Below are 12,858 nucleotides of genomic sequence, written 5' to 3'. Positions count from 1 at the left end.
ACATGAGTGCACATTAACTACAGGGTGGTCAGACGTGATGAAAGGCACACTGGTATCATTTATCAGCAATGCATGTCTCGCGTTGCTGCGTTCCACGTACATGCTAAACCCAATGTTCATCCCGTACATGTAGCTCAGGAACCACCATGCATGTTCCATTGCAAGAGCCACTTTAATTTCAAGGGGATTGCTTCGAGAAAGAACCTTGATTGTGCCGTCTCGGAAAGGTTTCGTGCGGGAGATTTGGTGACCAAAAAATGCCATAAACTTGATCAAGTTAGACTTATCCTTCAGCACATCAAGTTTCTCTTCAGCCAGTGCTGCCAATATCGGAGTCACCCTCTTTTCGTGATCTGCATGGAGATTTTCCATTAGGTTGCAATTCATTGCGTGGAAATACTGGTCCGCTTTCTGATTGGGAATGCCAGACACACGGTAGATGGTCTCAGCCCGTTGCACCTTCAGGAAATTATGAAGAAGTGACATTTGCTGCTGGTGCAGATGAGCAGGGCTTTTCCGCGAGAAGCCTTTAATCACCTCAATATGCCAGTCCGTAAGCATAGTGGTCTTGTAGAAATAGTCGTCAAAGACAATGGAACGTATGCTGTCGTGGGCGATTTTTCCGGTCTTCGTCGTGTAGAAAACATTCTTCGTGCCGCCACCCCATCGAGCTAGGTATTGCCCCCAAACATAATGGTTATGCTTCTTGGCTTCGAGATGCTTACTATTTTTAAAAGCTACGTTCATCACTCAAACCTATAAAAATTGTAATTAGATTATTTATTTGTCTACTGACTGATAACATTATTTGGAAATGTATTTCCGGTATTTACACACAATTGCTTGTTCAATAACGGATTTTATGTCTAATTTTACAGTATTTTTATAAAAATTACACTTGCAATTTATAGTAAGTTGCGTATGATTTTATAGTAAATATTTTTCCGAAATAGGGTAGAAAAATGAGCACAGAAACAATAGATCATTCAACGCTGGCGAAGCTAACAGAGGCCGGCGTCGTGCGCAGCGCCCATGTCGTCGGGCAAGCCGGAGGCTGGGGCGTGATGGTGAAGTATGGCATGGCAGAACGTGCATTAGCAGCGCAACGCAGCCAGCAGGTGCGCGTCTTTAAAAAGCTTGAAACACTGGTTGAATATCTCAAAGGCGTCGGTATTGCACGTTTTGACGTTGATTCTGTGAACTTCAGTACAGACAGTCTCACCAGTGCAAAGCGCCCAGATCGTGCAGAGGCGATGAAAGAAGCGCATAAAGCCGCTGCTTACACAAAGTGGCTCAAGGCAGAGATTCAAGAGGCGATAGACGACACAAGCCCGACCGTTCCGCATAACGAAGCCATGCGCCAAATCAGAGCCGGAATAAAGGGCAAATAACGTGGCGGCTATATTTTGGAAAAAACAGGCAATCAACGATCTAATAAAAATCGGGCGACATATTGCAGAAGACAGCCCAGCCAATGCGGAAAAAATGGTTTCTAGTATCGAGGACAAAGTAATCCCGCTTGCAGATCATCCTCAAATGGGGCGCACTGGACGCAAGCGCGGTACACGCGAGCTAGTCGCACATGAGAATTACTTCGTTGTGTATCGCTTGCTAAATGACTCAGAACAGGTCGAAATTTTGCGTGTTAAGCATGTAGCACAACAATGGCCATAGCACCCACCACCCAAACCTCTATTAAAAACGGCGGCTAGAGTTGAAATTAAGGTGTTTTACTGTTGACCGTCAATACTTTGCACTTAAATTGCACGGTACCGTGCAATTTAAAGGGCTAAATTAGTTTTTGTTGTCGATCACTTTCTTCATTGTCAATATCTCTGTTTTGAATTGCATCAACATCTATCTCAATGTCCATTTGAGGGACTTCTATCAATTCACCTGCTTCAATTCCGAGTTCTTCAACACTTTTAACTTGTTCTTGCTCGTCAACTAAAAGTTGAGCATTGAATGAAGCATATCGCATCCCTCGATTTCCCTGCCACGCTACTTTACTGTTGACAATATATACATTTGTATTGCCGGATTTTAAAATCTGAACAAATTTCATGTCCCTCAAAATGGCAGTTGCTGACTTTGCCGTTCTCTCAGAAATTCCCATCTGACGCGCCAGTGCAGGCGCGGAAATTACAATACCATTCGCACCACGCTTTAATTTGCTTATCATGAAATGAAGTACAGCCAATGCTGAAGGGTGCTTTAAGCCCAACTGCCACATTTTAATGTGAGCACTTTTGTCAGATTGAAGCCATCCCTGTGATTGATTTCCTCTTTCTTCTTCTTCTTTGGTCAAAGTCACGTTCGTCATAAATCTAGCCTCAAGGTTTGTTTACAAGGTGAATCGTACGTGTCCAATGATACATTAATTTGCACTAAGCATGCAATAAAAATGGTTAAATTTGCGCTTTTTTGCACGGTGCAGTACATTTAAAATCAAAAAACAGTTTTTTACGTGCGTCATTTTGCACGATACCGTGCAATTTGCTGCACCCCCTAAAATCGACTAAAAACCAATGCCAGCAAGGCTTTACGCTGCGTTTTAGAAAACATTTGCCTTATTAATATATAGCGTTGTTGATTAACAACCTAAAAATAGACTGCGCCTGCGGCGCACAAGGAAAAACTAGGCTGAGCCTGATCTAAAGCTAACCCGCCGACCCGCTCTAGGCGGGCGGTGAGACAGCAAGGTTGCGTCCCTTCGGGCGCAATCTGACCATCCGGCTGGGTCTACGCCTTCGGCTCGCTCCAGTCCTTCCCTTCGGTCAGGATCAGACTCAAATCGCCTTGCAGGGGTGTTTAAAGCCGTCCAATTGGCTTGCAAAGGACGGGGTTGGGGTTGTTTTTGACGTTCAAGCTTTTTTTTAAACGCTTTTAAGCCAAGCGAAGCGCGGAGTAAATCAAGCGTGACAGCCCGAAGGGTGCGCCGTAGGCGCATTTGGCGCAGCCAAACTGGTCGCAATCAAGCGAGAGCGCGAAGAGTGTCCAGGTAGCTGTTTTTATTTGTATGCGTTTGAAAAACGATATAAATGCGCCCTCAGCAATTTGTATACGCGTGCCAATATTTTTCTTTTTAGCTGTAGCGGGGTTGCTTTTGTTGTCTGCGCGAAGCGCAGTTTTTTTTTGAAAAAGCCACATTATTATTAATACAACGGATAAAGCGATTTAAAATATATATTTAAATATTTTCCAATAAAAATATGTTTGTGGAATAATATAAAAATATTTTTATATTTAAATACTTTTATACTTTTAAAAAGAGAGGCAAAGCATGACAATTTATGCTGTTGTGAACACAAAAGGCGGAGTCGGAAAAACCACGACGGCCGTACATTTGGCAACAATGCTTGCGAAGTCCGGAAAATCTTTGCTGATCGATGGCGACCCACAAGCAAGCGCCGCTTCGTGGGCTGCATGGAGGCGTGATACGGAGCATGAAACATCACCGACAACCACGTGCCTGACTGGTAAGGCAATTCTGTCCGAGGGTAAAGGTTTGGCATCCGGCTTTGCTCATACCGTTGTTGATGCAGGGGGGCGTGATTCTGCGGGGCTACGTGCCGCGCTGCTACTCGCAAATGTTGCGATCATTCCAGTGGGTGCAAGCAATCTCGATGCTGCTGCAATGACTGATTTGCTTGAAATCGTTGAGTTGGCAAAAGAATACAACCCAGACTTGATCGTTAAGGTGTTGATGACACGAATAGACCCACGCACAAAAGACGCTGGCGACATGCTTGCATTTTTAGCAGAACAAAAACTATCAGTTTTAAGAACAACTGTTTGTGAACGTGTTGCGTACCGTCGAGCCACGGGCGAGGGCGCAATTGTGCATGAAGTCGCCAAAGGCAAAGATAAAAGTGCAATAGAAGAAATGAATAATTTTTATGATGAGGTGGTAAATGGCAATTAAAGGAAAACCGGACGTTACAGCGTTCCTGGACAGCGGTAACTCTACTGAAACTAAATCAACAGTAACTACAGCGTTACCAAAAGCTGAAAAAGTGACAGCAGAGAATAGAAAAGCAAAGCCGGTATTAATGCCCGAAGTCGTGTTCGAGGCAATCAAAGATCACGTCTACGCCGAGCGCAAAAAAGGAAACAAGATCACCGAAAATCAAGTCATTGTTGATGCGTTGGTTAAGTATTTAAATATCGAATTATGATTGTATTTAAATATAAAAATATTTTTATATTTAAATATTACAATATAAAAATATTGTAATATAATAGCTATGCAGCATCGTAATTTAAGAAAGGGGTAACTATGAGTCCTACCGGAGTTGGCATTGCTTCAGTGATCGGTGTGCTTGCGATCTATTTGTATATGAATCAGTCTGAGCATGTCACTAATGCCCAGATCGAAGCACAAGCAGATATGCGCTGCCAGCAAGCACAGTTTGATCGAAGCTTTGCAGAAAAGTGGAATGAAAGCCCAGACAAGCTGAAAAAGCTTGGAGAGAGGGAAGAAGGCGAATGCAAGCGTTTTGAAGCTAGTCGTAAGCAGAGTGAAGTCGCTCATGTTCAAAAACAAGCTGACGACAAGGAACTCAAAGAAGCCATTAACAGCATCATGAAATAGCAAATGGAGAAAATATGAAATTAGCAAAAATATTAAGTATCGGCTTATTAGCTTGCACAGCCAGCGCACATGCTGAAACATTGACGATGGACAGTGCAATTATTCAAGCCGCTGGTGGATTACAAGAACAGTTTGAAAGCCTGTACGGTGGAAAAATTGAAGAAGTGAGATTATTACTATCGACTTCCAATTTTGAAGATTGGAGATATGTAGATAAAAAAACAAATCAAGGCTTTATTGTCGGAAGCAATGATGATGATAAATTGCATGAACACATCAAACACTTAAAAGGCGCAAATGCAGTAAAAGACACATTTGCTACTTTTAATGCGAACGTAGTAAAAGCAATCAGAGGTACAGATGCAGACCGTAGCGATTTAATTATCCGCTTGGTAGCCTTGCAAATGCTTGCTGAAGTATCTAAGCCTGAAAATAATTGGAATGAATACCAACAGATAAATATTTCAAAATCGCAATTTGAGCACTATTCGCATTTAACAAGAAATATTCAATTTGCTAATCAGTTGTCAGCAGAAATTGCACCGAAGCTTAAAAGTAGCTACAAAGATCAAAATGAGTTTATGAAAGATTTTGTAGCAGCTTTTGTTGAAATCCCGAAACCAAACATTTTAAAAATTGCAGCAGGAGCCAATAAAGCAACCGCTGCGCAATTCAAAGACGGTCTGACTGTCAAAGTATCAGCCGCAAATTCGGAAGCGTGGCAGGCTGGAAATCTGCAATATCAAGTGAAAGAAGATGGAAGCGCGACTTTATTAAATAAGGCGGGCACGATCTACGGCGCTGGATATATCGACGGCAAGAAATATACGCTCAGAGTCGAAAACTTCATTGCATCTAAATGAGGAAAAAAAGTATGAAGCTAAAAACATTAAGCTATGCAATTGGTATAGCACTTTTAATTTCCGGTTGCTCTAAGCCTGTTTCTGTTTCTACTGAATCTGTTCAAAACAATGGATTCAAAGGTGAGTTCAGTCAAAATAGCTCGGATAGTCAAACGGCTGGCAAAGTGCAAAAATCGACAATCAAACAACAGTTCTTAACTTCATTTATTGATGCAGCAGAAAAAACGACAAATGAGTACAAAACGTATTTTACAAATTTTTCACCAGAAGAAGCAAAATCGATAAAAGCAAGTTTTGACGCAAATGAAGATATTCGTAACAGTCTCGTCATTTGGCAATACACAGATAAAAAATTCGATCAGAGTATTTTTGCTGATGATGCAAAAATTCGTGAAATGGCGAAGCTGCTGAAATTAACACCGAAGATTAATGATTGGTTTTTTCCACTTGACGAGAAGGCACAAAAATATCTAAATAATGGCGATTTGCAAGCTGGGCGAGATTTTCTTTTGCGGTATTGGACGTTAGTTTTGTTTGATTGGTCTTCACAGCCAAGCAGTGGATGGCCAGAGATTAAAGGTTTAAACGATCGGGAGGCAAGGGGAAGATGGATTATTATTTGCATGAGCAGACTTAGATTTGCAAATTTGTTTGTCTCTGAAATTGCTCACATGATGCCCACTATTCATAAAAACCCAACAGAATTTAGAAATGATTTTGTTGTTGCTTTGAATAAAATGCCAAATGAAACGTTATATCGCATTTTTGAACAAGCCGCAGAGCAAGCCAGTGATGATATGAATGCGCGACCATTTACCATCGACATGGTGACAGGACGAGGTACAAGCTGGGTTGCTGGTACAAAAGAATACAACGGACAGCAATCTGGATGGACACTAAAATCAGGCGGACAGACTATTTTTGGAAATGGCTATGTAGATGGTCAACTGATAGAAAATGAGATTGGAAGCTCATTAGAGCTTTCAAGCAAAATTGATCGATCTATCAAACGAAGCGGAACGACTGGAACCGATGAAAATGCAAAAGGTAGTGCAAAGGTAGACTGACGAAAAATTGGCTGGATTGATAATCCAGCCAATTTAAACCAAGAATAAAAGGAAATCGAAAAAATGGAGAGACGTCCAACTTCGTTGGACTAAAGAAGAAGCACACATGACGCACCTACGGTGTGCAGTTAAAAAGCAGGTAAAGCTACAGCCAGTAACGTTTTTAGCGTAATACAGTGTTTATATAGATTGTATTACAATAAGTCGATAAAATGCTTTAAACCGTTACGTAGTATAGCTTTTAGGAAAATACAAAATGAGTGAATCAAAAGTAATAACGACCAGGCTGCCAAATGATCTTTTAGACAATATTGATGAGCTTGTAAAAGAGAAATTTGACAATCGAAGTGAAGCGATGCGAAGCTTGTTGGAGCTTGGAATTGATAGAAATAACGTTGTAGCTCGAATTGAAGACATTGAAAGAAAGTTAGATAGACTAATGGTTGTTTGCGAAGCACAGTTTCAGCAAAGTCACATCAGTAATATGCTGATACTAAATTCTATAGAAAAGAATAAAAAGCTGGAATTACTCAGCGGCATGTATGAAATTCAGCAGAACGCAAAGGCATCACTTGCAAGATTACTTCTTGATAAATTCGGTGAATAAATGACTATTAATAAAAAATCGGCATCAGATAATTTCACACGCGGAAGCGATACGCTGTGGCATCAGACACAGATGTTTTTTGCTGGAATTCGTCGTTTATTGATTATTTGTGGCTGCATATCTATTTTGTTGTTTTCTATGTTTTATATGAGCATCACAAATTCGTCTCAGCGACAAATTTTGAAAAGTTACTACGAAGCGTCTTTTTTTACGTCGCTCGGATTGCATCATAATGTCACAGTTAATCTGCCAACAGGAAAACAGACATTTGAAGCTGCCGACGCCAAAGCACTACTTTCTGATGGTGTCACAAAATTTAGATTTTTTCTATTTGTCGGTTTTTTATTTTCTGTTGGTGTTGGAATTTTTTCAGGTTTAAAGATTACGCGGTATCTTATCAGTCGCGGATTAATTGAAGCAGAAGACAAATTTATTGAAGGTCAGAAATTAGTAGAGCCGGAAGAATTGACAAAATTGACCGCGGAAAAATCAAAACTCGGTTTTGAAATTGGTTCAGTACCTTTGCCGGACTCATTATTACAACGCAATGTTGGATTTATCGGAAGCGCTGGCACAGGTAAATCCAAAGCGATGTTTCGATTTTTAGACAAAGCAAGACCGAACATGAAAGCAGTTATTTATGATCGAACTGGCGATTATGTTGAGCGATACTATGACCCGTCGCGCGGAGATATCATTCTTAACCCATTTGATGAACGTTGCGCGAATTGGTCAATATTTGCCGATTTGAAAGAAGAATTAGATTATTCAACAATGTCTAATTATTTTATTCAAGAACAGAAAGGTGAAGCTCACCCAGAATTTAAAGAAGGCGCTCGCATCCTTTTTGAAGATATTTTGAAATTCATTCAAATTGAGCCAGGATTCGAAAAATCAATGGCAGAGCTTACGCGAATCATTAACACAATGAGTTTAGATAGAATATTTGAATTGGCATGTAAGTATCAATTACCTTCTGCTGGTGCGTTGAATCCTGAGAATGTAAAAACATCAGAAGGCGTCCGATTTTCACTTATCACACAACCCGCGATTCGATTTTTTAAGTATTTCAGTCAAACGAGCAGCAATTTTTCAATTACTGACTTTGTGAAATCAGACGATAAAGCGTGGCTTTTCATTTTAAGTCATCCGACACAGCATGTCGCCATTCGACCGTTTGCGGCGGCATGGCTTGATATAGCGATGCTGGCGGCAATGAGTCAACGCCCGATTGACTATACTCGTATTATCTTTTCAATTGATGAATTAGCGAGTCTTCCTAAGCTTAAAGCAGTTGAAACAGGTTTGACAGAAGCGCGAAAATTTGGTGTTTCTATTCTGTTGGGTTTTCAAACAGATGCGCAACTCGACGAAATTTGGGGTGCAGAGCTTCGCCGTGTTATCTTAGCTAATTGTCAAACAAAGGCTATTTTCAGAAATGAGGACGGAGAAACGGCGGCGCGGCTGGCGGATATGCTCGGAAAAAAAGCGATCGACGAGGCAACAGAAGGCGCTCATTTCGGTGTTGAGAGCGATAAAGATAGCAGCCAGTTGCAGCGAAAACGGACTGAAATTCATCTTGCAATGGCTTCAGTCATTCAGACACTGCCGGACAGAACCGCATTTTTGAAGGTTGCGGGGAGTTATCCGCTGGCGAAGGTTTTTATACCAGACACTAAATATGTGAAAGTAGCCGAAGCGTATCAAAACAAACAAATGCCGGATTTGCTTGCCACCTTGCGACAAGTCGGAATGGAAAGCGGAAGTAGTGAAATTACTGATGTGTCAGTCGAAGAAAATGATATCTCATTTATAAAATATGATTTCTAAATCCGAAATTAAGAGTGCCGTTGGCGCATCCAAGTACATGACCGCCGAGGCTGCGGTTGAGTACTATGCCGGGGAAAGTTCACCGTCTGCATGGGGCGGCAAAGGTGCTGAATACGCCGGAGTGTCTGGTGTGGTCAAGGAAGCGGATCTCACTAATATTTTGCTTGGGAAAGTGCGGGAAGTCAGCGAGGGAGAGAACGGGCAGAAAGAGGAAAAGATCGTCCAGCTTGGGCGTACAAAGATTGACCAGGAAACCGGAGAAAAATCTATCGAACGTAGAGCCGGTGTCGATTTCACGTTTGCCCCCCCTAAGAGCGTCAGTATTGAAGCCGAAGTTTGGGGTAAGCAAGATGTGAGGGATGCACACGAAAAGGCTGTACAGTCGTCTATGAACTATTTGGAGGCTAATGTTGCACAGTACAGAGTGAAGGAGAACGGTGTTGAGACCACCGTACAATCGGACAACCTAACCTATGCAACCTTTCAACATGCTACTAGCCGCGCTGGAGACCCGCAGACCCATACGCACGTACTAATTGCCAACCTCACCTATGACGCAAACGGCAAGGCTAGAAGTTTGTCGAATGAAAAGCTATACGATCACCGGATGACAGCCGATGCTGTCTATAAAAATGAATTAGCAAGTGGACTGCAAAAGCTCGGCTATGAGCTTGCCTACAATGATCGAGGAGAATTCGAGATTGCAGGTTACGGAAAAGAGCAGCTTGAAGAATTCAGCAAACGAAGCGAACAAATCGATGCCGCCTTGCGTGATCGCGGTAGCAATAAAGAACAAGCCAGCCATGAAGCAAGACAAATAGCAAATTTGGCAACGCGAGTTGAGAAGGAAGCTGGACACATCGAAAGTGCTGACCCGCATCGAGAACGTTGGCAACACGAAGCAAAAGACATCGGTATGACACAAGCCGAGCGCAAGCAGGAAATGGCTTTTGAGTCTGCAAAAAGCATTGTTAGTAATGCGATTGCAAGTTTGAGTGAGCGCGAGCAAGAGTTTTCAAAAAAAGACTTGGTGAAAGAAACGATGCTCCAGTCGTCGGGGCGGGTGGACGGCAAAGATTTATTAGCAGAGATTGAGAGACAAAAAGAGAAAGGCGAACTCGTACAGAGAACTAACGATAAAAGCGGTCAGCGATTCACGACTCAAGCCGCGATTGTGGGCGAGCAGTGGGCTGATAAGCAAATCAGCGCTGGAGTTGATGCACACCTAAACGTCATGAGTAAAAAAGAGTTTGAGAGTGCTTTAAATGCGTTTGAAGACCGAAAAAGCAGAGAGATAGGCAACGGGACAGAATTTAAATTAAAGGATGAACAGCGAAACGCAGCGTACAACATTTTGACGGGTGGCGATCAATTCAACGCGCTGCAAGGTAGTCCAGGAACAGGCAAAACGACAATGCTTGAATTTGTCAGAGAGGCGGCAGAAAGCAAAGGCTGGACAGTTAAAGGTATGTCGAACGGCGCGGCGCAAGCAGAGACGCTTGAAAAAGAAAGTGGTATCAAAAGTCAAACCGTCGCTGCCTTTTTATCTGACTACTCAAAGACGAACACCGAGCCGCAAGGTATCGCAAAGACGCTGTATATCAATGATGAAGCGTCAATGAGCGGTCAGAAAGATTTTAATTCGACTATCGCAGCAACACAGCATAACGGTGCAAAAATCGTGTTCGCGGGTGATAAAGATCAGCATCAAAGCGTGTCGGCTGGTGCCGCCTTTGAAAGAGCTATCAGTGCCGGAAAAATGGAGGTTTCCTACCTCAGCAATATCACCAGGCAAAAAACGGCAGAAGCAAAGGCGCCAGTCCAATCAATCATCGCTGGCAACCATGCGGAAGCTGTCCGCATGACGGGGAGAGAGTTTAGTGTTGAGCGCGATGCTGCGAACAAAAAATGGGGGCAGATATTAGAGACGCAAAACAACAAACTAACCACGTCTCAAACTGCACAACGCAAAGAAGAATTGAAGCAAGCGAGTAGGCAAGACAACTTTGTAGCAATACAAACGCTTGCAAAAGACTACGCTGCATTGAGCGCGGAAGAAAGAAAGCAAACGGCGGTTATCACCGGCACGAACATTGACCGCGTTGCCATCAACAATCAGATAAGAAATGAGTTAAAGAAAAATGGAAGCCTCGGAGAAGGAAGGGCAGTTGACACGTTAAAAGCTAAAGAGCTGACCACCGCGCAGCGAACACAAGCATCAAGCTATCAGCGCGGCGACGTGCTTATACAAAGCTCAAAACGTGGGCAAGTTAGTCATCTAAAAGTAAAGCAAATCAACGCAAATAAGAACACGATCACAGTTGAAAAAGACGGCAAGGATGTAGAAATAAAGGCTGCCAGCGCGGTCAACATGCAAGCGTATGTAGAACAACAAAGAGAATTTTCGATTGGCGATACGATTGCGTTTACTCAAAATGCTGGTGCGTTAAAAAACGGTACTGCTGGCACTGTCGTAAAAATGAACGATCTCATTATGACTGTGGACATCCAAGGCAAACAAAAAGAAATTGATTTAAGAAGCTATAAGCATCTCGATCACGGCTACGTAATGACATCGCACAAATCGCAAGGCGCAACTGTTGATCGTACTTTTGTACATCACAATGTTGACAGCGGTATGCATGGTCAACGCGAAAGCATGGTGAACAATACACGCGCACGCTTGAACACAGTTACTTACACGCAGAATGTAGAAAAAGCCTCTGCGCAAGCTCAAAAAGAAATAAGCAAAACAGTTGCGACGAAGGGGCAAAAAATAAGTACAGCGCGAGCGCCACAGGAACCGCAACAGAAGCGAATTGAAGGCGATAGATCGATGGTGCAGCGGAATGAATTTTCAGATGTGTTTAAATTTGAGCAGACGAAATACAGCGACTACAAGCAGCAACCTAAAAACGAAAAATCGATAGAAAAAACAGTAGAAAAAACGGCTGAAAAAGTAAGAGAGAAAGCACCAGAAAAAACGAAGGAAAGAGAAATAGACAACGGCATGTCGATGTAATTATTTATATTTTTAAAAAGGAGTAGTAAAGATGGCGACTAAACAAACTGAAGAACAAAAGCAAGCTCTGCAAGAAAAGATCAAAAAAATGCAAGCGAAATTGAGGAGCATCGAGGCGGCAGAGAGGAAAGAAGAAGAAAAACGTTTGAGTAAAATCAGAGAAGAGTTTTTCAAAATTTTCTCTGATCTTGAATTGTTTGACGTTAAACCAGAGCGTCTGAGAGCGTTTTTAGCCGAGCATAAGACTCACCTATTGGCTAGCGAGAAAAACGTAGTAGAGTGAGAATTTGCCGTATTAGCGATGCCATCTGGCATCGCAACTCTTAGAGGTGTGAAATGAAGTCAATTAAAGAAAACTTTTTGTTGGGATTGTCGGAAGGTTGGGCGGCATTTTGGTTGCCGTTTATTGTAGTTGCCAAAGGGGTGATGAAAATCGTCAATTACACAACTTCTAGAACTTGAAACTACGCGGCTTGGTCAGTCAGACTATGGAAAGGCCATCGGGAGTTTTTTGGTAGCGCCGCCCGATGTACTCTTTGAAGGGGGAAATTGCCTCCATAGTATTACCAATGATGTGTACCATCGCTTGGGTTGCCACTTTGGAATTGAGTTCCATGACGGTGGCCTCATCAACTTCATTCTTGCCTGACCTGAACTGTTCTGAATCGCAGATGATATAGGCGACTCGCGGTGAGATCGGGTAATAGAGGTCGGCATGCTTAGGTACGGCGAGTTCTGTTTCTGAAACACATGAGTGCACATTAACTACAGGGTGGTCAGACGTGATGAAAGGCACACTGGTATCATTTATCAGCAATGCATGTCTCGCGTTGCTGCGTTCCACGTACATGCTAAACCCAATGTTCATCCCGTAC

At 42.5% G+C, this 12,858-nt stretch carries 14 protein-coding genes; 11 read left to right on the top strand and 3 right to left on the bottom strand.

The window, feature by feature from the left end; translation table 11 throughout:
* The coding region (locus ACO0K2_RS19530; protein ID WP_423021736.1) for a DUF4238 domain-containing protein at window positions 1-747 on the bottom strand (747 nt) is incomplete at its 3' end.
* A gap of 215 nt (window positions 748-962) precedes the next feature.
* Between ACO0K2_RS19530 and ACO0K2_RS19525 the strand changes: the two genes are divergently transcribed.
* Together ACO0K2_RS19525 and ACO0K2_RS19520 are read left to right on the top strand one after the other, a co-directional pair.
* Window positions 963-1,391 carry a hypothetical protein gene (locus ACO0K2_RS19525; protein WP_423021735.1) on the top strand — a complete coding sequence of 143 codons (429 nt, stop codon included), beginning with the start codon at window positions 963-965 and terminating at the stop codon, window positions 1,389-1,391.
* 1 nt (window position 1,392) lies between these two features.
* On the top strand, window positions 1,393-1,674 hold the full coding sequence (locus ACO0K2_RS19520; protein WP_423021734.1) for a type II toxin-antitoxin system RelE/ParE family toxin: 282 nt from the start codon (window positions 1,393-1,395) through the stop codon (window positions 1,672-1,674).
* Window positions 1,675-1,789: 115 nt separating this feature from the next.
* On the opposite strand, the gene ACO0K2_RS19515 is transcribed toward ACO0K2_RS19520, so the two are convergent.
* Window positions 1,790-2,323: a replication/maintenance protein RepL gene (locus ACO0K2_RS19515; RefSeq protein WP_423021733.1), complete on the bottom strand. Its 534-nt coding sequence runs from the start codon at window positions 2,321-2,323 to the stop codon at window positions 1,790-1,792.
* Window positions 2,324-3,283: 960 nt separating this feature from the next.
* Between ACO0K2_RS19515 and ACO0K2_RS19510 the strand changes: the two genes are divergently transcribed.
* From ACO0K2_RS19510 to ACO0K2_RS19470, 9 genes are all read left to right on the top strand, one after another.
* Complete coding sequence (locus ACO0K2_RS19510) at window positions 3,284-3,925, top strand: AAA family ATPase (protein ID WP_423021732.1); 642 nt, start codon at window positions 3,284-3,286, stop codon at window positions 3,923-3,925.
* A complete protein-coding gene (locus tag ACO0K2_RS19505; protein ID WP_423021731.1) occupies window positions 3,915-4,178 on the top strand; it encodes a hypothetical protein in 264 nt (87 codons plus the stop codon). Before ACO0K2_RS19510 ends, ACO0K2_RS19505 begins: the two co-directional genes overlap by 11 nt.
* A gap of 101 nt (window positions 4,179-4,279) precedes the next feature.
* Window positions 4,280-4,594, top strand: coding sequence for a hypothetical protein (locus ACO0K2_RS19500; protein WP_423021730.1), 315 nt, complete (start codon window positions 4,280-4,282; stop codon window positions 4,592-4,594).
* 14 nt (window positions 4,595-4,608) lie between these two features.
* Window positions 4,609-5,457: a hypothetical protein gene (locus tag ACO0K2_RS19495; RefSeq protein WP_423021729.1), complete on the top strand. Its 849-nt coding sequence runs from the start codon at window positions 4,609-4,611 to the stop codon at window positions 5,455-5,457.
* A gap of 11 nt (window positions 5,458-5,468) precedes the next feature.
* On the top strand, window positions 5,469-6,524 hold the full coding sequence (locus ACO0K2_RS19490) for a hypothetical protein (protein ID WP_423021728.1): 1,056 nt from the start codon (window positions 5,469-5,471) through the stop codon (window positions 6,522-6,524).
* A 256-nt stretch (window positions 6,525-6,780) separates the two neighbouring features.
* Window positions 6,781-7,131, top strand: a complete 351-nt coding sequence (locus ACO0K2_RS19485) for a ribbon-helix-helix domain-containing protein (RefSeq protein ID WP_423021727.1) — start codon at window positions 6,781-6,783, stop codon at window positions 7,129-7,131.
* On the top strand, window positions 7,132-8,961 hold the full coding sequence (locus ACO0K2_RS19480) for a type IV secretion system DNA-binding domain-containing protein (protein WP_423021726.1): 1,830 nt from the start codon (window positions 7,132-7,134) through the stop codon (window positions 8,959-8,961).
* The gene (mobF, locus tag ACO0K2_RS19475) at window positions 8,951-11,983 is read left to right on the top strand and encodes a MobF family relaxase (RefSeq protein ID WP_423021725.1); all 3,033 of its coding nucleotides are present in this window, start codon (window positions 8,951-8,953) and stop codon (window positions 11,981-11,983) included. The genes ACO0K2_RS19480 and mobF overlap by 11 nt, the downstream gene beginning before the upstream one ends.
* Before the next feature lie 31 nt (window positions 11,984-12,014).
* Complete coding sequence (locus tag ACO0K2_RS19470) at window positions 12,015-12,266, top strand: hypothetical protein (protein ID WP_423021724.1); 252 nt, start codon at window positions 12,015-12,017, stop codon at window positions 12,264-12,266.
* Window positions 12,267-12,464: 198 nt separating this feature from the next.
* Here the strand turns inward: ACO0K2_RS19470 and ACO0K2_RS19465 are convergent.
* Window positions 12,465-12,858 (bottom strand): DUF4238 domain-containing protein (locus ACO0K2_RS19465; RefSeq protein WP_423021723.1); only part of this gene is annotated, 394 nt, incomplete at its 5' end.

It is taken from the genome of Undibacterium sp. MH2W, assembly GCF_049340215.1.
Lineage (GTDB): Bacteria > Pseudomonadota > Gammaproteobacteria > Burkholderiales > Burkholderiaceae_D > Undibacterium.
This window is presented reverse-complemented; position numbering and strand designations above follow the sequence as displayed.